Source organism: Bacillus sp. YKCMOAS1, from assembly GCF_030268125.1.
Lineage (GTDB): Bacteria > Bacillota > Bacilli > Bacillales > Bacillaceae > Bacillus > Bacillus safensis.
Map to the genome: position 1 here is coordinate 380453 of NZ_BSEI01000003.1, position 20515 is coordinate 400967.

Genomic DNA, 20515 nt, shown 5'->3' on the forward strand with positions numbered 1-20515 from the left:
TGGTTACTTTAAAGCCATAAGATTTTTCCTTTCGTTCTAAACGCTGTCATTTTCTCAAAAAAGAAAACGCCCCGCATATGACGGGGCGCCAGCTTGTGATTATCGCACTGTTAATTTTGGTAATATTTCTCCACGATTTCAGCATTTTTCAGCGACAATGTTGGGTATTTCGGATTTGCACCAACATCTTTTGAAATAATGCGGGAACGTTCGCACAGTTCTCCTTCTGCTTTTTGAACCACAATTCTTCCTGATGTATATTCAGGCGCCGATGTATCTGCATGCTGCTTATCCTCTACCGTTAATTCAGAGATGATAAAGAGCTGCTTCACATCTTCTTTAATGGATGCAAGAAGGTTTTTCACTTCGTCTGTCGCATAAAGCGTCACACTTGCTTCAAGTGAACGTCCGATGACTTTCTCATTACGCGCAATCTCCAGCGCTTTCAGCACATCGTCACGTACCTCCATAAAGCGGTCAAACTTCGCTTCTGTCGCTTCAGCTTGAGGAACTGCCACACCTTCTGGCATATCTGTTAACTGAACACTTGGCTCTTCAACAAAGCTTAAGTGGCTCCATAATTCATCTGCTGTATGCGGAAGAATTGGTGCAGTCAGCTTCACTAATGCCATTAATGTTTCGTAGAAGACAGTCTGCATGCTGCGGCGGTCTGGGTGATCCGCATGCTCAATGTAGACGACATCCTTTGCAAAATCGAGATAGAAAGAGCTGAGCTCAATCGTACAGAAATTGTGAATCGCATGATAGACGACCGCAAATTCGTAATCATCATAAGCTTTTTTCACTTTATCAATCAATTTGTTTAATTTGATCAAGATGTATTGGTCCACTTCGCGAAGCTCTTCTACTGGCACAGCATTTACTGCTGGATCAAAGTCAAATAGGTTTCCATGCAGGAAGCGGAATGTGTTACGGATTTTACGATAGACTTCTGCTACTTGTTTCAAAATATCATCAGACACTGGATGATCGGCTTGATAGTTGACAGAAGATACCCAAAGTCTAAGAATTTCTGCACCGAGCTGCTTCGCAACCTTCGTTGGGTCAATCGTGTTGCCTAATGATTTACTCATCTTACGTCCTTCTTTATCAAGCGTAAAGCCGTGGCTTAGGACACCTTTATACGGTGCTTTTCCAGTGACAGCAACTGCTGTTGATAAAGAGGAGTTAAACCAGCCGCGATATTGGTCAGAGCCTTCAAGGTAAAGATCTGCCGGACGGACTAGGTCATCTCTTTCTTCTAAAACGGCTTGGTGAGAAGAACCGGAATCAAACCATACATCCATGATGTCCTGCTCTTTAGTGAATTCACCATTCGGGCTGCCTGGATGTGTAAAGCCTTCTGGCAATAGCTCTTTCGCTTCTTTTTCAAACCAAATATTCGAGCCATGCTCTCTAAATAATTGAGATACATGCTGGATGGTTTCGTCTGTGATGATCGGCTCACCATTTTCTGCATAAAACACCGGAATTGGAACGCCCCATACACGCTGTCTTGAAATGCACCAGTCACCTCTGTCACGCACCATATTGAACAGGCGTGTTTCACCCCATGCTGGAACCCATTTCGTTTCTTTAATATTGTCTAATAACGCTTCTCTAAAATCTTTAATGGATGCAAACCACTGAGCTGTCGCACGATAAATCGTTGGTTTTTTCGTTCTCCAGTCATGCGGATAGGAGTGCGTGATAAAGTCGAGCTTCTTCAGCGCGCCTTTTGCTTCAAGCTGTTCTGTGATGGCTTTATTGGCATCCTCGTAGAATAGTCCTTCAAAACCAGGTGCCTCATCTGTCATCACACCTTTTTCATCTACTGGACAGAGCACATCAAGACCGTATTTCATACCGACAATAAAGTCATCTTCCCCGTGGCCTGGTGCAGTGTGAACACAGCCTGTTCCTGCATCAGTTGTCACGTGATCGCCAAGCATCACAAGAGAATCTCTACCATAGATTGGATGCTCTGCAACGATGTTGTCTAATTCTTTTCCTTTTAGCGTTTTCACCACTTCATACTCTTCAAAGCCGAGTGTTTTTACTACTTGTTCAACAAGTTCAGATGCAACGACATAACGCTCATCACCGACTTGAAGAACACTGTACTCTAAGTTCGGATGAACACAAATGCCAAGGTTTGCAGGAAGCGTCCAAGGTGTTGTTGTCCAGATAATGAATTGTTCGCCGTTTTCAAGAACGCCTTTGCCATCTTTTACTTTAAACGAAACGTAAATGGATGGTGAACGTTTGTCTTTATATTCAATTTCCGCTTCAGCAAGAGCTGATTCACTTGAAGGAGACCAGTTAACTGGCTTTAATCCTTTATAGATATAGCCTCTCTTCGCCATTTCACCAAAGACAAGAATTTGCTGCGCTTCGTATTCAGGCTTTAATGTGACATATGGATTGTCCCAGTCTGCTCTGACGCCTAAGCGCTTAAACTGATTGCGCTGACCTTCAATTTGCTTCCAAGCATACTCCTCGCATAGTTTGCGGAATTCTGCTGTAGACATTTCTTTGCGTTTTACTTTTTTATTTTTAGTAAGAGCTGTTTCAATTGGCAGCCCGTGTGTATCCCAGCCCGGTACGTACGGAGCATGGTACCCGTTCATTGATTTAAAACGGACGATAAAATCTTTTAGGATTTTATTGAGTGCATGCCCCATATGAATGTCACCATTCGCATATGGAGGCCCATCATGCAAAATAAACGTTGGGCGTCCTTTTGTCCGCTCTAAAACCATTTGATAGATGTCTTTCTCTGCCCACTCCTCTTGGATTTCAGGCTCTTTGTTCGGCAAGTTCCCTCTCATCGGGAATTCTGTTTTCGGCATTAATAAGGTGTCTTTGTAGTTCATACCCATTCCTCCACATGCAAATTCTGATTAAAAAACAATAAAAAAAGCCCTCTCATCCCATAAGGGACGAGAAGGCTTGTCTCGCGGTACCACCCTTTTAGACAAGCGCTATGAAACAGCCGCTTATCCACTCTAAAATCGTAACGTGATCAGACGCCTTTTCTTACTGCTTTTTTCAGAAAAGGAACTAAAGGGGTGATCTCATTGCAGCGTCTCGTAATGTCAGGCTTCCACCATCCCTGATTCGCTTAATTACGCATGTGACAGCTGCGAGTGTCCCTTTCAAACGTTTATCTCTTGTTAATTTATGATGGTATTATATGCAACATGAGCACGTCATGTCAAGATGATGCGCTTATTCTTTTTCGTCAAAGACAGCGTCCACTTCATATTCCAGTAAATGATCCCAATCGTCATTTTTCAGAAGATCAAGCTGCGCTTCGATGAGCATTTGGAAGCGAGTTCTAAAGACCTTCGATTGTTTCTTCAGTTCTTCGATTTCCATTGCAATCTTTCTTGATTTTGACAGCGCTTCGTTGATAATACGGTCTGCATTTTTCTCTGCTTCACGAATAATCAATTTTGCTTCTTTATCAGAATGACGCTTAACGTCTTCTGCTGCTTCCTGCGCTACAAGAATGGATTTGTTTAATGTCTCTTCAATTGTTGCAAAATGACCTAGTCTTTCGTCAAGCTCGTTTACTTTGTCTTCAAGCTCGTTCTTTTTACGGAGTACGATCTCGTAGTCTTTACGTACTTGGCTTAAAAACTCGTTTACTTCGTCTTCGTCATAGCCGCGAAAGCTTTTTGTGAACGTTTTATTATGAATATCATTAGGTGTTAATGGCAACCTCGCCACCTCCAGATTCAAGTTCGTTATGTCATAAGCTCAAATGTTACTTTGAATTTATCTTTTTTGGTTTTCCCATCAATCGATTTTAGGCTAAATCGGCCAAATCCCCGAACAGAGAGCTGATCGCCTTCACCGATTGTAAAGGAAGGGTCCTCAGTGACTTTCCAATTGACTTTGACAAGTCCATTTTTGACTAAAAGCTGTGCTTTTTGCCGAGACTGACGGCTGACAGCAGCACATACAGCATCAAGCCGAAGTGAAGAAATGGTATCTTCTTTGATATCAGTCTTCGTCATCACTGGCTTTATTTCTGCCTGCGTGATTTCCTCTAATGAAACGGAGGCTCTGCCGACATGTGTCAGCTGCGCCCGCACAAAATCGGCGACATCACTTGTACAAATAAACTGCACATCTTCCTCTGAAAATAATAGATCTCCGAATTTTTGACGCTTCAAGCCTGTCCCAATCAATGAGCCGAGAAGTTTCGGGTGTTCTAAGGAAATAAACTTTTTCGCATAGTTCACCTGAAAATATGACAGCTCAACATCTTCAATAGAAGGTTCTAAATAATCAGGATAAATGAGAGCTCTTTTGCGCTCCGCTCCCTCATACCCGCCAAAAAACATGATCCCAAGTTCTTCAGCATGCTGGATGACGGACTCGGTAATAAATTGCTCACGCGGATCAAGGAAGTCTGTTAATTTCATTCGATATTGGTCGAGTGCGATTTTTTTCCAGCCTAACACTTGGTCGACAAATGGCTGTTCGTCTTTTCTAAAATGCTGATAGATATCGCTCATTTTGTTCCTCTCTTATGTAAAAGAGCCTGGCAGTGCCAAGCCCGGCAGCCTGTTTACATGATTCCTGCAATCATTTGATAAAGACCTCTCAATCCATATTCTGAAGCAAAGCGAATCACAAGCAATGCCACAATCGGCGAGATGTCGATCATGCCGATTGGCGGAATAATTTTACGAAATGGTTCTAAATACGGTTCGCAAATATTTGTCAAAAAACGGCCAAACACAGTTTCTCTTGCAGATGGCACCCATGACATAAAGATGTAAATAATAATCGCGAATGAGTAAATCGTTAATACCGTTCCTAAAATATTAAAAATGAAATTTAGAATCACTATGATTTACCACCTCTGAGGTTCTTCCTCTGTCAATAGCTCTGATATTGTGCCAGATACATCTACATTATCAGGTGTGCAGAGGAATATATTCGAGCCAATACGCTGGATGTCTCCACCGATTGCATAAACGGTTCCGCTTAAGAAGTCAATGATTCGCTTTGCTTGATCATGCTGAATGCGCTGCAAATTCACGACGACTGCACGTCTGTTTTTAATATGGTCTGCAATCTCCTGCGCTTCTGCATAAACACGCGGCTCACTTAACACCACTTTAGAGGATTTCTGCACGCTTTGCAAGCTGACAACATTTTGTTTTCCTGTCTGCGGGCGCTCTTGAAATGCTGCTTTGTCCTTCGTTCCTTTTTCTTCTTGAACGGGTTCTCTTTCTTCATCAATATATTCGTACTCATACTCTTCATCGTCGAGAGTGAAAAAGCTTTTAAATTTATTTTTTATGCTCATGTCACGCACCTCCTGTTTCATTTCCAACAAGTGAAGAGCCAATCCGAACGAATGTCGCACCTTCTTCAATTGCGATTTCAAAATCATTTGACATGCCCATCGATAAATGCTGACAAGGTGCATTCACTTGGTTAAGATGTTTTACTTCTTCTTGAAGGTTTTTTAATGCTTTAAAACAGTTTCGAATCACAGTGTGATCCTCTGTAAATGGAGCCATCGTCATCAGTCCTGCAATTTCAATCTGTTTGAAATCAGCGAGCTGTTTCACAAATGGAATGACGTCTTCACTTTTCAAGCCGTGTTTTGACTCCTCAAGTGATGTGTTCACTTGTACAAAACAGCGAACTGTGTGATCCGCTCTTTTTTCAATTTCATTCGCAAGAGACAGCCTGTCGAGCGAATGTAAGTAGTCAATTGTCTGAATGACAGATTTCACTTTTCGTGTTTGTAAACTGCCGATAAAGTGCCAGCTAATGTTTTCATCGGTTATGGCCGCCTGCTTTTCAAGTAACCCTTGGTCTCGATTTTCACCAAAGTGCACAATCCCTGCTTCCTTGGCTTCTAGTGCTCGTTCAATCGAGACATACTTTGTCACAGCGACGACCGATACATCTGCTGGATGTCTACCTGCTCTTTTACATGCTTCGTTTATTTGTTCATTTATATGTCTGAGATTCTCTCGTACATTCAATTGCACTTATGCCTCCTTAAACCCGACAAAAGACATCATACGTCCTGTTTTCCCTTGATCACGCCGGTGTGAGAAGAAAAGCTGATCATTGCAGCTTGTGCACATCGAACTGACATGTATGTTTTCTTCTTTTATTCCTGCATGAAGCAATACGTTTTTGTTTAGTGTTTTCAAGTCAATTTTATATTGTCCTTGTGAAATCTCGGAATACACATCCTCTGTTGAAAAAGGAAGCCGTTTCACTTGATCCATGACGACGTCATCGACTATGTAGCAGCAGCTGCCAATGGATGGTCCAATGACGACTTGAATCTGATCGGCCTTGGCACCTTCTTGGCTGACCCATACATCAACCATCTTTGCACCAATTTGCTTGACGGTTCCTTTCCAGCCGGCATGAGCCGTTCCAATTAATCCGTTTTGCGGAGCTAGAAAATAAAGCGGAACACAATCAGCGAAACAAAGAGCGAGCATCATGTTCGTCTCAGACGTATATAAACCGTCTGTACCAGGCAGTGCCTCATCATAATGAAGACTTCCTCTTCCTCTTTGCTCCTTGGTGACTTTCAGGATGCGATCCTCGTGTGTTTGGTCTGCAAACACCCAATCAGAGAGCGGCACAGCAGCAGCAGCTGCTATGACTTGACGATTCATTTGTACACTAGAAGCATCGTCTCCTACATGGAGTCCAGTGTTCAATGATTGATATGGAGTAAGGCTGAAGCCGCCATTTTTTGTTGTAAATCCGGCCAATACCTCTTTACCAGAACATGTCATGTTCGTCCAATCATGAATGGTCATTGCATATGGTGATTTCTGCTGAAAGGGGTCATATTTGTGTGTCAAAGCTGCCTCCCACCTTTCATTCATCTCTCTTTATTTCGCTCCTATTTTACCACAAGACATACATAGACAGTTAGTGGGATTCATTAAATATTACACTCAAATGTGCCCTTTCTGCAGGTTTTTTTTCAAATTGATATGAAAACGTAATCTTTTTACCCGAAAAAGACATTGTTTGCTAAGAATGAAGAGTTTATTTTAAGGAAAAATTGAATGATTCATTGAGGAGTTATACGAATTAAGAAGACAAGCGGACAAGTATCACATCTTCGCCAATTTTTACTATATTTCGCCATGGGACAATCATTTCCTCTTCTTTTCCGAAAAATCCCATCATTTTACCTGTGCCGCCAATAATAATCGCTTGGATTTTGCCGCTTGTGACATTAATATCAATGTCCCCAATGGTACCTAGTTTTTTCCCGCTGGATACATCGACGACATCCTTGATTTGGAATTCAGAAATGCTGATCATCTGTCCTTCCCCGCCTTTCGTTTTCTACTATAATATGTATGATGGAAAAGCAGGGACGCAGACCAATAGTTTCTATTATCTACAATTTACTTAAATGCGGACGGCCATTTCTCCACATGACATCTACCGGACATTCAAAAAAAGAAGAAAGTAGGCCGCTTGTCATCATCCCTTTTGTTTCTCCTTGATCAAAAACAGATCCATTTTTTAATAATAAGGTATGCTGAAAAACAGGCAGAATCTCCTCTGCATGATGGGTCGTATAGAGCAAAGTAGGCGCATCAGGCTTTGCTGCAATCAATGAGATGGTCTCCAGCACTTGCTCTCTTGCTAGAAAATCAAGACCCGTCACAGGTTCATCTAAAATCAAGAGCTGCGGATCATTCATTAAAGCCCTCGCAATCAAGACTTTTTGCTTTTCTCCCTGTGAGAGTGTTTCATAAGTTCTGTTGGCATATTTGAATGAACCGAATGCTTTTAATAGATCAATGGCTTTCTCTCTCATTTCATCTGTCGGGGTTTCATAAAGCCCGATAGAAGCAAATGCGCCGCTCAGCACAATTTCAAAAGCATTGTCGTCTCTGTGCAATTTCTTTTCAAGTCCTGCTGAGATGAGACCAATTTTCCTCCTGAGCTTTTCACCAAGAGCCTCCTTGCCAAAGACATGTCCCAGCACTGTCATCTCGCCTGACGTGGGGAAATAATAAGAGCAGAGCATATTTAATAATGCGGTTTTCCCCGCACCATTTAAACCGTAAAGTACCCAGTGTTCCTGCTTGTTCACCTGCCAGTCAATAGACTGCAGGAGCCATTTCCCATTTCGTTTTAATGAAACATTCTTCAATTCAAGTGACACGATAACTTCCTCCTGAGTAAAAATTCTGAATATACAAACAATGAATGTTTACAGCATATCGTAAATGCTCTTTCTGGTAAACCTCATGTAAAAAAGCTGCTCCTTTTTAGGAACAGCTTTTTTACATGGTTACGAAATTTCAATTCGTACGCCTTCTTTTATATCAGGAAACGTGTGCGGGGATGCAAATACAGCTCCTGGTAATACATCATCAAACGGCTCTTGGAAGTAGATCGAAATGTGGCCGAGCTCTTTAAAGTTGTCATTTGCTTTATTGCCGAGGGCTGTGATCGTGTATGTTTGATCGCCCACTTGAATGGTTCCGCCCAGCTTCAGCGGCTCTTCTTCTAGATGTTCGAACTCATGAATAACAGACATATCTCTTAATTCCTGCGGCGCTGCGGGTCCAAATAATACAATCAGCTTATCTTCTTTAAATTGCGGGACTAAGATCCCAATTTCTTTTACGACAGATTGTGTTACCATGTATCTCGATTCCTCCTTTAATACGTTTAATACATACCGAAGCTGGCAACGTATGCGATCACAACAGATAGAACCCCTGTAATGAGACGGCTATACAAAACAGCTGGTACCCCATATTGTACCGTTTCCGGCTTCGCTTCACCAAGTGACAGCCCCACTGGAATAAAATCACACCCTACTTGACCGTTGATGGCAAATAGTGCAGGAAGTGCAAATTGAGGCGGAATGTTTCCTAGTGCGATTTGACTACCAATCAGAACACCGATGACTTGGGCAATGACTGCTCCAGGTCCTAAGACAGGTGATAGGAACGGCAATGTACAGACCACTACGAGCAGTAAGAGCCCCCAAAGAGATCCTGCCAAAGGTGATAGAAAATGGGCAATCAGGTCACCAATTTTTGTATAATTGATAATTCCAATTAACATACTGACAAATGCCATGAATGGAATAATGTTTTTCAAAAGCATATCAACAGAATCACGGCCAGCCTGGTAGAACGTACCGGTGACTTTCCCGATTCCTCGTGAGAATCTCATCAGGAAATTGCCTTTTTCCTGCCGCTCGATATTTTCCTCTTTCAGCTTTGCATACGTCTCTTTGAAATTCTCTTTGTCAATCGACTCACTGTTTTCCTGACCTTCTGCTTTTGCCTCACCATCAGATGCTTCTGCATAGGAAATATCTTTTTCTGTTACGCCTGATACGAAGATATCTTCTGTAATATGTTTAGCAAGCGGTCCAGAAGGAGAGGATGCCAAAACGTCTACAGTAGGAATGCGTTTCATTGGATAAAGTCCGATTCGCGCTGTTCCTCCGCAGTCAATGACAACACACATCATTTCATCTTCTGGTATGGAGTTTTTAAAGCCGTCACATGCTTCTGTCCCTGTCATTTCTGCAATTTTACGTGCAACCGGGTGAATGCCTCCCCCTGTAATGGAAACAACCTTTCTTCTTTTACCAGTTGGTTCAAGCTCTAAACCTTCTCCCCATCCGCCAGCACCTTTTGCAACAAATACTTTGTGGTTTGTCATGTCTAACCCTCCCCTATTATGAATTCGCTTTCATTTTTCCTGCTAAATATTTTGTAATCCATTCAGTAATGATTCCGCGTAGTAAAATGACGACGATCCCGACTAAGAAGTAACGAACAGCAAGCTCTGACATTGAATATCCAGCTTCTTTAATCCCGTTCGCAATTCCTAAGTAGACAAATAGTTCTCCTGCGTTGGCATACGGGAACAGTGATGTCACCGGATGAACAAATGAAACAGCTGAATCATAGAATGCTGGTTTTTGTTTTTCAGGTAAGAAGCGGCCAAACGTATAAGCCATTGGGTTTGTCAAAATAAGAACGGATAAGATCGGCATTAACGTGTAGCGCAAAATGGTATACTTCGCTGCAAACTGAATGGCTCTATTCACTCGCTCTTCTCCAATAAATTTCATGACAGCATAAGTGAAAGTAAGTAACACAACAAGCGTTGGAACGATACCTGTAACAAGGCCCATGAATTGCTTTCCGCCGGCTTCAAACATTCCGATAAAGTGCTCTCCAAACCATTGAATCCATTCCATGTTTCATCTCCCCTTTCTTTAGTTCACATTTGTTATATTTTTTTTCGAAATCGAGACAAGTGCCTGCTCAGCCGCCATGGAAAGTGCTTGCATGACAGCTGGCGCCTTTTTACGTTTTTTCAACGTTTTCTTCATCATGTGGTGCTCGTCCAGCACAGCCCCTACATGCTTGCCTTCATATGAAGGAACTTCTTTAAATTTAGATAAGATCGACACGCCGCCAAGCACATGACATTTTTGAATAATATACGATTCATCCACAATGATGAGCGCAATGGCTCCAGGGCCAACTTTGCGCCGTTCCATTCCTGAAAATAAGTGATAGCCCTGTTTCCCTCTGTAGTCATCAATTAGTGAGTCCATGCTTTTGCGGTAATACTTGATTTGAATAAAAGATAATCCATACTGCACGATGAGAATGATACAAAGTACGATTGCTAATTTTTCCATAGCTTCACGTCCTTATGATTGAAATAAGTGATCTTGTAATGAACGCAGCTTCCAAACGGTTGTGTTTGAATCAAGCTCTACATCATCATGAGTGAGGAACTGTCCTAATTTGATGTCTTTTTTCGCTACGACTTTTCCGCTGATTAAGCCAATCGGAATATGACCGTTCGATTTCATGTCTTGATGCGTTTCAAGTACACCTCTTACAGAGTATCCGCCAATTCCGTCAAGTGATTCTCCTGCTTGAATATCTCTTTTCGCAACAGCGACTGTTTCTGACACTGGTACACCAATCGGGTGGATCGATGAGTCATGCTGTAAGACTGCTTTTGCGATGGTAACAGGTGTTTCAAGACTCGCTAAGTGGAAAGGACGGTAAAGCGTGTAGTGAGGACCTTTTCCAACTTTTAAGTAACGAAGCTCTTCATCTACTGGCTCAAGATCACTCTTGACGATAACGAATACGCCTGGTGCTAGCCCATTTACATATTCAACGACTCCGAAGTTATCGAGCACGCCACCTTGTTGTTTTTGATTCAATTTATCTGCTACATTCTCTAAATTTGCTTCAACCCCGTGCATACCGACTTTATCTGGCAAAAGCCCTGTCGCGTTACTTAATAAGTTCATTTCTGCCATTGTTTTTGTTCCGTCTTGGAAGGCAGCGAGCATATGTGCACTCATATGTTTACTATCTGCTTCTGCTTTACACGTATCTGGATTTGCTTCTGGGAAGAATGGGTTGTTCTTGCCTTTCCCAGCAACGAGCACCTCAAGTCCCATTGTTTTCGCAAATTCATATAATTCTAGTGTTGCTGCCGGTTCGTCACCAGCTGATCCAGAGTAAACAAGTCCTGCATTTGTGAATAATTTATGCATCACCAAACCGATGGTAATATCAACTTCTACATTTAAAAGAACGAGATGTTTTTTTGAATTAAGCGCTTCCAAAGAAATGTTTGCTCCGACTTCTGGAACTCCTGTTGCATCTACGACCACTTCCACAAAATCTGATTGAATCACTTCCCTATAATCATTTGTGACGACCATTTGATGCGGCTTCGCATGCTGCTTGTAAAAATTCGCTGCCTTCTCCGCTGCACTAAGGTGAATATCACAAACACCTGCTACAATCATGCCTGGAATTTTAGAAATTTGTGAAATGAGCCCAAAGCCCATCTGGCCTGCCCCAATAATTCCTACTTTGATTGGATCTCCACTGCGTTCTCGAGCTAACAATTGTTGATAGATTGACATCTAAATCATCCTTTCAGGTTTTCTTGCTTCTCGGGTAGATTGCTAGAAAAATAATCTGAAACTTTTAACAAATGTTATAAAAATTAACAAAAATCTGTTTCTTGTAACATTTGTTATTTTGTTTATCATTTGTTATGAACTTAGTTTATATGATGTGTCAACTTTGTGTCAAGCTAAAATCGATAAAATTTTCAATCTTTTTGAGTCTAAAGACTCAAAAAAACTACCTAATATGATTAGGTAGTTACTTTAATAAGGCATCTCCTGTTCGTTCATCCGTAATCAATACATGAATTAATCCACCTTCTAATGCTGCCCGGATCGCTTCAATTTTCTCTTCTCCTCCAGCGACACCAATGACTAGCGGGATTTCCTTCAGCTTTTGCGGGCTTATGCCCATTACCCGGTCGTTCCACGGGTGGGGATACACTTCCCCTTGATGATCAATAAAGTTATAGCAAATGTCACCCGCCACATCCTTCGCTTGAAGAATATCCTCCTCACCGCTTGTCATATAAGATTTCACCATCGTTGAATGCTGCGGAACCCCGCCAATTCCGACAACCGCAATATTTGATGATTCTCCTAGTTTAATCACTTTTTTGATTGATGGCTGCCGTATTAGTACGTCCTTCGCTTCTTTCGTATCAAGCATAACAGGCACATGTAAAAACTCACATTTAGATTTGAGTGCTTCTGTGCACCTTGCAATTATATAGTTGGCGTGGATATCAACATCTTCGTTACCCACACCCCCGACAAGCGGAACAAATGTCACGGACGGAAAGTGCTGAACTGACGTAAGCGCTTTCGCCATTTCATGCAAAGTGGTTCCTGATGAAAAACCGATGACTTGTCCATCCTTTATTACTTTTAACAAAAAGCCTGCCGCTGCAGCGCCGATTCGGCTTTTGGTTGTTTCTTGGCTGAGCGTTTCCACACAGACGACTTCTCGCAGTCCATATTTCCGCTCTATTTTTCTTTCTAATGATCCATATTGTTGATTCACTTCATCATGAATAATGATTTCCACGATTCCTGCTTCACGTGCTTTTGCCAAATATTTCGATATGAGCGAGCGGCTAACCCCAACAGCTTCTGCTATTTTAGATTGAGTGGCGCCTTCTTCATAATACATATGCGCAACCTTTATGAGCAGCCTTCTTTCATCATGGAATGTCATAATAACCCTTCTTTCCGCTTAAGTGTTCCCTAACAAATGATATATAAAATAACATTTGTTAAAAACAGATTAAATGAAAAAAATAACAGAGTCAATACTAGAGACGTGCTCTCTCACAAGAATGAAAAAAGCCGCACATGAAGCGGCGGCTTTAAAAGATATTTTTATTCATTTGTTTGATGGCTGCTTTTTCAAGTCTTGAGACTTGTGCTTGAGAAATCCCGATCTCTTCAGCGACTTCCATTTGCGTTTTTCCCTGGAAGAAACGTTTGCGGAGAATCATTTTTTCTCGATCATTCAATCGGCGCATTCCCTCTTTTAAGGCCAATTCCTCTACCCATTGTGTGTCTTTGTTCCGATCATCACTAATTTGATCCATCACATAAATCGGATCTCCTCCGTCATTATAAATCGGTTCAAACAAAGAAACAGGATCTTGAATCGCATCTAGGGCAAAGACAATTTCCTCATGAGGCACTTCCAGCACTTTGGCAATGTCTTCTGCCGTTGGCTCCTTGCTTGTCTCACTAATCAGCCTCTCACGGACCTGAAGCGCTTTATAGGCAATATCTCTTAGTGAACGAGACACCCGAATCGGGTTGTTATCACGCAAGTATCGTCGGATTTCTCCTATGATCATAGGGACCGCATAAGTTGAAAATCTGACATTGTGGCTTAAATCAAAATTATCAATTGATTTCATTAATCCGATACAGCCTACTTGGAAGAGATCATCCACATACTCGCCTCTGTTGTTAAAACGCTGAATCACACTTAAAACCAACCGCAAATTGCCATTGACTAGCTTTTCTCTTGCTGTATCGTCACCTTCATCTTGCAGCTGTCTGAACAATTTTCTCATCTCTTCGTTTTTCAGAACAGGCAGTTTGGAGGTGTCGACTCCGCAGATTTCCACTTTATTTCTGGACACTTTTTTCCCTCCCTACAGGAGCTGTTGTACAAAGTTCAGTATCTCCTTGGGATGGAAAAATATGCACGACGGATGACGAGAATCATGAGAAAAGAAGTTGATTCCTTTGACAGCAAAGGGACAGAGCTTTCAAAAAAATTTTTTTAGACCATTTTGTTAAATTCTTTTTGTAATCGTTTAATAATTCTTTTTTCAAGCCTTGAAATATACGACTGAGAAATTCCTAGCATGTCAGCGACATCTTTTTGGGTTTTTTCTTCACCGCCTACCAAACCGAACCTGAGCTCCATGATCTGCTTTTCGCGGTCATTTAATTGCTCCAGCGCTTTTTTCAAAAGTTTTTTATCTACATTTGCTTCAATATCCCGCGTGATAATATCATCATCTGTTCCAAGGACGTCTGATAAAAGCAGTTCATTTCCGTCCCAATCAATGTTGAGCGGCTCATCAAACGACACTTCAGAACGAATTTTATTATTCCGGCGCAAATACATCAAAATCTCATTTTCAATACATCTCGAAGCATATGTGGCAAGCTTGATCTTTTTTTCTGGGTTAAATGTATTGACTGCCTTAATCAGGCCAATGGTTCCAATACTAATTAAATCCTCAATATTTATCCCTGTGTTTTCAAATTTTCTTGCGATGTAGACCACCAACCGTAAATTTCTTTCGATTAGGATGGCCCTTGCTGTTTGATCACCTTTTGGTAATTTGACAAGCAGTTCCTGCTCTTCATCCTTTGATAATGGCGGCGGCAGCGCCTCACTACCACCAATATAATAAATCTCATCACTCTTTAGACCTAGCTTCATGAGGAGTTTATACCAGTAGTAAGTGAGTTTAAATTTTAATTTTTTCATCTTCTTCTCCCTTCTAAATGTCAAGTTGACCTCGTAAGATAAAAGACATCACCAAAACTTAAGACACCCCTTGGATGATTTTTCCGTCTAACATATCTGGGTGAATGATGGATTGAAATTCCTGATCTGCTGATAAACCGCTTAGACTCATGCCTACAAAACACTTGGCTGGCTTGATCATATGTGTTTTTGAATAAATGATGACCGTATCTGGTTTTAAGCATAGAAGAAACCCGTGATCATGACCGACCGCTCGATATGGAACAAGTCTTAAACGATCAAGAAGCGGAAATTGATCATCGAGCTTTTGCATCACTTCAACAGGATGAGACTGCTTCATAAGCTCTATAAATGGCTCCCCGCAAATGGACATAAGCTGATCGGCCTGAACAATCATCACAGGTGTTTTCGTCATAGGATCATACAGCTGATTGCCAGAATCGACGAGTCCCTTTAGCCGGATGGTCTCTCCGTGAATGTGTATCTCCACAAGTACTTGTTCATCAAACTGTCTTTTTTTCGCACCGACCTCTCCTAATCTTTTCTTTGAGAAGAGCCAAATCGCAGGAAAGCCAGTTAAAACGAAAAGCCAGCTAATGGGATCACCAAAGCCATCATTTTGTGAAATCAGCAGCCCGTTTTGAATAACAGTATTGGTTTGTAAAAACGAATGAACCCCGATCATGCCTCCTCCCATCAAAAATGTGACAAAGTAAAAAGCAAACAGGTTTTGAAAAAAGGAACGAAATCTTTGAAATCCAAAAGTTGCAAGCACGATCAAGACAGAAAAAAGCAGTTTGCCTAGAGGGTGTGACACATACATTGCAAATGGTGTAAAGAGCAAGAGAACAATGCTCGATCCAATCAGAGCTCCTAACATATATCGCCTTTTTTTTACTTGTCGTTTGAGAATAAATGCAGTGAGTAAGAGAAGCAATAGATCAAAACAAAAGTTTAACAGCCAAATCACATCTAAATAAATGACCACCTTCTGCTCCTTTCATCTGAAACAAAGAATCAAAAGCAGTACTTGCACTTGTTTGTACCAGTATAAAACAGCCATGAGATGGAAGTCTGTCAATTCTTGTTGGGGATGATAGAGAACTTTTGGTGGATTGTTATTGTTTTTGTCGAGGAATGAGAGCGCAAAGCAAGGGAGTGTGCTCCTGGACAAGCCTTCAAACAATTGTTCGAAATGAAAAAGACACGCTCCTAGGAGTCGTGCCTTTTTTCAAGGGTCATTTTTCATTGATATTTAATGTGCCTGGAGCCTTTTGTCGTGTGATATTTCCATAATCATCCCGCACAATCACTTCAATGACTGCACCTTTTGCTTTGGCGGTAGAAGTAGCTGTCCAGTAGCCTTCATACGTTCCGTTAGCTACCTCGCGAAGCGGCAGCTCTGTTGTATTTTGCAGCTTTGATCTAACGTTTGTCAGCGGCATATGAATGACAAACGTTGCGTCTAACTTTTCTCTGCTTTTAAATGAAATTTTAACAGACTCACCTGATGATAGATTGACATTCTCTGCTGGTGTCAGCTTCGAAATTTCAGGTGCTTCGTATTGAACATCGATATCGACTTTTTTAGTCGTTTTGTTTCCTGCTGCATCTTTCGCTGTTACTTTGATCGTATTTTTCCCGTTTTCAAGCAGTATTCTTGCAGAATATTTCCCATCTTTTATTGCTGCCTTTTTTCCATTCACAGTGACTTGATCAAGATGATCATCCGTTACCTTTCCTTCTACAGTGAGAGATTCTTTGTTAGACTTTTCCCCTTTTTTCGGTGTATCTATCGTTAGCGATGGGGCTGTTTGATCAATGATCACCTTTACTGATTTGGATTTTTTCGTTGCACCTTTATCCGTAACAGTGGCAGCCGTGAATACATGCTCTCCGCTTGAAACTGTGACCTTCTCTTTGAAAACACCTGACTGGTCTGCTTTCACTTTGGCAATCTCTTCATCGTTTTGATAGATCGCTACATCCAGCCCTGGAGAGGCTTTTCCTTGAATCTCCAGTTCATCTTTGTTCGTGATCGTTCCTGCTTTTGGAGACGTTATTTCTGGTACATCTGCTTCATATTGGACAAGCGCACGAATCATATAATTTCCCTCTTCTTTTGGAGAAGGAGAAAAGGCACCGCTTGTCAGCTGCCAACTTCTTTCAGCATTTGGTCCATCTTCATCTGTTGCAAGGCCTGGAGATTCCGTATTCTTTTTCGTTTGAATATAGACAAGGTAGAAATCTCCCTCCACCGTAATGGCTTGATCCTCTAAATTTACTTTTGTCCATTCACCATTGCGCAGCGCATTCGCTTTGAAAGGTCCAGCGACTTTCTCACCTGGAGCGCCGTCCTTCCCGGATGCATCATACACTTCAACCGCAAATTCATTCCCGCCAGGGGCTGGCCACTCTGTTGTCCAGAAACGGAAAAGCCCACCTGTGACTTGCGCTTGTTTCTTCCCCTTTTCTAATGAAAATTTCACCGCCCAGCCATTGCCAGGATCATAGAACGCCCGCGCATTTTCAGCTGTTCCGTCATCGTAGCCAATTTCGCCAGCAAAACCGATGAAAGGTTCCAGCTTAATTGCTTTTTCAAGCGGCTTTTCTGTCACATCTGCTGTAAATGAATATCCTTTAAACCCTTTCGCAAATACTTTGACTGTATACACACCGCTCAATGCCTCTAGAGAAAACTCGCCGGATTCATCTGTTTTGACCGGCTCAATTTTCGCATCCTCTACAAGATAAACCGTGGCATCCTTGACTTTTTCACCCGTTGTTTCGTTTACAATTGTGCCGGAGATCGTTCGTTTCTCAAGTGGCTGCAAAGAGAAATTTGCCTCTGCCGTGTCATTTGAGGGAATATTGACTTTTTGGGTGCGTGATTCAAATCCATATGCTTCAGCTTTCACTGTAAACTCCCCTGCACCATGAGAAAGCTGATATCTCCCTGTCGCTTCATCTGTGTACGTGGATTTTCCGCTTTCAAGAACACTGATTTCTGCCTTCATCGGAAGAGCTTTGATAGACGGAGCATCTAAGCTTTTTTCCTTTTTCATCTGGACATGTTTTTCTTTTATTTTAGCAGGCTTTGCCCTTTTCGGATCAACGGGTTTCTTCTGCTCCTGTGCTGGCTTTTCTTTTTTGATGATGCCAAGTTGTTTCTTTGCCTTTTGAGGCAAGGCTTCATCTGTTATTTTCACATCATCTAAATAAAAACCGTCTTTTGTCACACTGCCATCCGTTCTGAGCTGAAAAATAACCCTCACATTTTGGCCTTTGTAGGCAGATAAATCAACTTCTCCTTTTGTCCATGCACTTGTTTTGCCTGTGTAGGCTGCCACCTGGACAGCATCTTCCCCCTCAGGCTGCACATGAATATGCACATAGTCATAATTTGCTTCAAGGTCATGCCAGTATTGATATTGTAAAAAGGAGGAGCCTGACTCAGGTACAGCAATCATCGGCATGGATAAATGAGCATCTGTTGAATTTTCATAAGGACTGTCTAGGTTTGTGGCGTAAACATGATCTCCAGTAAAGGCTTGATTCGGACCTGTGGTCGGCTTTCCCCACTGCCAAGGATCTTTTGTTCCACCACTGAACCATCCACTAGGCCATGCTTCAAAATCTTGCGAGTAGCCAGTCGTGATGGATGTTCTAATCGGAAGCGTATACGGTTCTGATGCGGCTTCATTTTCTCCAAAATCTTTCACAATCCATCGGTACGTGACATTTTCTCCCTCAAGTTCTGGTAGCTGGACAACATATGTCCCTTTTAAATGATTTCCATCCGTACGTTTTGCTTGCAGCGTCTCCCTTTTCCCTTGATCCACTTGATAGCTCAAGGAGACATTTGTCACAGCTACTTCATCTTCTGCTGTGATGCTTAGAGGAGTTGGCGTAGAGGCAAAAATTTCATTCGGTCCTTTATGAGAAAAAACAGGTGGTTCTGTATCTTCTCCTTCTTTTGTTACCTGTCCTTCAATCTTGCCAATTCCATCTGTTAATGCTGTGATCGCCTCTCTTGCATCAACTAATCCTGCCCCATAGCCATTGTTAGGGGATTCCGGGAATTGCTGATCTGTCAGCGGCTTTGCAGTATCAATGAGAATTTCTTCGATCTCTTCCACAGACAGATCTGCCTGTACTTGGCGCAGAAGAGCCACAACAGCTGAAACATGCGGACCTGCCATCGAGGTTCCATTCCAGCCATCCTCATACCTTTTTCCAGGTATAGAAGAACGAATGTTTACCCCTGGGGCCGCAATATCTGGTTTCATGACGCCATATGGAGAGGGACCTTGCAAAGAGAAAGAACCCAATTTGTTGTTTTGATCTGTTGCACCCGTCGCAAAGGCTTCTGGATAGTTCGCAGGATTTGCAATAGATCCCTCACCGCCAGGGTTAAATAAATCCGTATTACCAGCTGAAAACTCTGGGAAGATATCTGCCGCTCTCCAAGCATTGACCACATCTTTATACCAATCATCTAGACCAGGCCCGCCGCCCCAAGAATTATTGACTACATCTGGTGCCTTTTCTGGATGAGGGTTTCCGTTTTCATCTTTTGGGGCTAAAATCCATTCACCTGCGTCAAGCAGATCAGCATCTGATCCACCATCTTCTGAGAAAGCTTTCACCGCAATCCATTTTGCACCTGGTGCGACGCCAATTTGATTCTCTCCATTTGACTCAGAGCCAACCATCGTTCCCGTCACATGTGTACCATGCTCTAAATCATCGTATGGCGTTTCAGAACCTGTCGTTGCATCGTACCAATTGAATTCATGAGAAGGTTCATTCGGACGTGCAAGATCAAAACCGCGGTACTTTTCTTTTAATGCAGGATGATCCCATTCCACACCTGTATCAATACTTGCCACAACGGTACCAGTACCGTCATAGCCTAAAGCCCACGCTTCTGGGGCATGAACTTGAGAAATATTCCATTCGATTCCATCTGCTGCTTTGATTTGTTTGTTCGGCTTTGAAGTGTTCAAATCAACAGGACGATGAATTTGACGGATTTCATTTGGCAGCACTTGATCTACTTCTGGGAAGGAAGCCACCTTTTCCATGACTTCTTTCGTTCCCGTCACAGCGAGACCATTCACAATATAGTACGAATGAATAGCCTTCACTTGGTTTTTCTTTTGTGCCTTTTGTAAATAAGCAAGCAGCGCTTCCTGCGTCTCTTCAGATGTTGCTCTTAGTTCTGATACAACAGCTGATCTTTTTGTGTACTGCGTTTTAGCAGCTGTTAACTTCTGTTTTTTGGCTTTTGACACAGCATCCTTCGCCACTTTTTTGACATTTGTTTGTTCCTTCATTTTGACTAAAAAGGTCACCTTGTCTTCTTGTTGAAACTGTTTCATTAATCTAGATGATATCTTTGCTTTTGTTTTTTTGGAGGAAACAGCTTCCTCTTGATATGAGGTAGAAGTCGATTTTGCTTGAACCATTCCAAAGCTTGTCATCGTTAAAGTACCAATCACCAAAAGACTCATCAAACGATAGCCGGCGGTTTTGCGAAACTTCACTTTCAATCAAATCCCTCCTCC

At 42.0% G+C, this 20515-nt stretch carries 19 protein-coding genes and 1 other annotated feature; all 19 genes read right to left on the minus strand.

The genetic code is table 11. The features are described 5' to 3' along the window. Positions 1–110 precede the first annotated feature (110 nt). The 19 genes from ileS to QSJ46_RS11075 all read right to left on the minus strand — a co-directional run bounded on the left by ileS (position 111) and on the right by QSJ46_RS11075 (position 20500). Positions 111–2876 (minus strand): isoleucine--tRNA ligase, encoded by a 2766-nt coding sequence (gene ileS / locus QSJ46_RS10985; RefSeq protein WP_212039798.1) that lies wholly within the window; start codon positions 2874–2876, stop codon positions 111–113. A gap of 59 nt (positions 2877–2935) precedes the next feature. Next, positions 2936–3172, minus strand: a binding site (T-box leader). Positions 3173–3231: 59 nt separating this feature from the next. Then, positions 3232–3726, minus strand: a complete 495-nt coding sequence (locus QSJ46_RS10990) for a DivIVA domain-containing protein (RefSeq protein ID WP_008344947.1) — start codon at positions 3724–3726, stop codon at positions 3232–3234. 26 nt (positions 3727–3752) lie between these two features. Continuing rightward, positions 3753–4529 (minus strand): YlmH family RNA-binding protein, encoded by a 777-nt coding sequence (locus QSJ46_RS10995; RefSeq protein ID WP_285604713.1) that lies wholly within the window; start codon positions 4527–4529, stop codon positions 3753–3755. 53 nt (positions 4530–4582) lie between these two features. Further along, positions 4583–4864 (minus strand): YggT family protein, encoded by a 282-nt coding sequence (locus tag QSJ46_RS11000; protein WP_041084921.1) that lies wholly within the window; start codon positions 4862–4864, stop codon positions 4583–4585. A gap of 6 nt (positions 4865–4870) precedes the next feature. Continuing rightward, positions 4871–5329, minus strand: coding sequence for a cell division protein SepF (sepF, locus tag QSJ46_RS11005; protein ID WP_003212271.1), 459 nt, complete (start codon positions 5327–5329; stop codon positions 4871–4873). A gap of 1 nt (position 5330) precedes the next feature. Then, the gene (locus QSJ46_RS11010; protein WP_285604793.1) at positions 5331–6020 is read right to left on the minus strand and encodes a YggS family pyridoxal phosphate-dependent enzyme; all 690 of its coding nucleotides are present in this window, start codon (positions 6018–6020) and stop codon (positions 5331–5333) included. Positions 6021–6026: 6 nt separating this feature from the next. After that, on the minus strand, positions 6027–6890 hold the full coding sequence (gene pgeF / locus QSJ46_RS11015) for a peptidoglycan editing factor PgeF (protein WP_483298734.1): 864 nt from the start codon (positions 6888–6890) through the stop codon (positions 6027–6029). 211 nt (positions 6891–7101) lie between these two features. Further along, a complete protein-coding gene (locus tag QSJ46_RS11020; protein ID WP_008344958.1) occupies positions 7102–7338 on the minus strand; it encodes a YlmC/YmxH family sporulation protein in 237 nt (78 codons plus the stop codon). A 79-nt stretch (positions 7339–7417) separates the two neighbouring features. Beyond that, on the minus strand, positions 7418–8194 hold the full coding sequence (locus QSJ46_RS11025; RefSeq protein WP_285604715.1) for an ABC transporter ATP-binding protein: 777 nt from the start codon (positions 8192–8194) through the stop codon (positions 7418–7420). A 129-nt stretch (positions 8195–8323) separates the two neighbouring features. After that, complete coding sequence (locus QSJ46_RS11030) at positions 8324–8680, minus strand: PTS glucitol/sorbitol transporter subunit IIA (RefSeq protein WP_007499733.1); 357 nt, start codon at positions 8678–8680, stop codon at positions 8324–8326. 26 nt (positions 8681–8706) lie between these two features. Next, the gene (gene srlE / locus QSJ46_RS11035; RefSeq protein ID WP_024426936.1) at positions 8707–9717 is read right to left on the minus strand and encodes a PTS glucitol/sorbitol transporter subunit IIB; all 1011 of its coding nucleotides are present in this window, start codon (positions 9715–9717) and stop codon (positions 8707–8709) included. Between the two features lie 16 nt (positions 9718–9733). Then, positions 9734–10261 (minus strand): PTS glucitol/sorbitol transporter subunit IIC, encoded by a 528-nt coding sequence (srlA, locus tag QSJ46_RS11040; protein ID WP_047202115.1) that lies wholly within the window; start codon positions 10259–10261, stop codon positions 9734–9736. An 18-nt stretch (positions 10262–10279) separates the two neighbouring features. Next, a complete protein-coding gene (locus QSJ46_RS11045) occupies positions 10280–10711 on the minus strand; it encodes a transcriptional regulator GutM (protein ID WP_041084924.1) in 432 nt (143 codons plus the stop codon). A gap of 12 nt (positions 10712–10723) precedes the next feature. Then, positions 10724–11968, minus strand: a complete 1245-nt coding sequence (locus tag QSJ46_RS11050) for an NAD(P)H-dependent oxidoreductase (protein ID WP_039178366.1) — start codon at positions 11966–11968, stop codon at positions 10724–10726. 244 nt (positions 11969–12212) lie between these two features. Next, complete coding sequence (locus QSJ46_RS11055) at positions 12213–13151, minus strand: sugar-binding transcriptional regulator (RefSeq protein ID WP_039178363.1); 939 nt, start codon at positions 13149–13151, stop codon at positions 12213–12215. Between the two features lie 151 nt (positions 13152–13302). Then, the gene (sigG, locus tag QSJ46_RS11060; protein WP_024424250.1) at positions 13303–14082 is read right to left on the minus strand and encodes an RNA polymerase sporulation sigma factor SigG; all 780 of its coding nucleotides are present in this window, start codon (positions 14080–14082) and stop codon (positions 13303–13305) included. A gap of 143 nt (positions 14083–14225) precedes the next feature. Next, the gene (gene sigE, locus QSJ46_RS11065) at positions 14226–14945 is read right to left on the minus strand and encodes an RNA polymerase sporulation sigma factor SigE (protein WP_007499746.1); all 720 of its coding nucleotides are present in this window, start codon (positions 14943–14945) and stop codon (positions 14226–14228) included. 58 nt (positions 14946–15003) lie between these two features. Then, complete coding sequence (gene spoIIGA, locus QSJ46_RS11070) at positions 15004–15933, minus strand: sigma-E processing peptidase SpoIIGA (RefSeq protein WP_212039793.1); 930 nt, start codon at positions 15931–15933, stop codon at positions 15004–15006. 250 nt (positions 15934–16183) lie between these two features. Beyond that, positions 16184–20500 (minus strand): S8 family peptidase, encoded by a 4317-nt coding sequence (locus tag QSJ46_RS11075; protein WP_483298735.1) that lies wholly within the window; start codon positions 20498–20500, stop codon positions 16184–16186. Positions 20501–20515 lie beyond the last annotated feature (15 nt).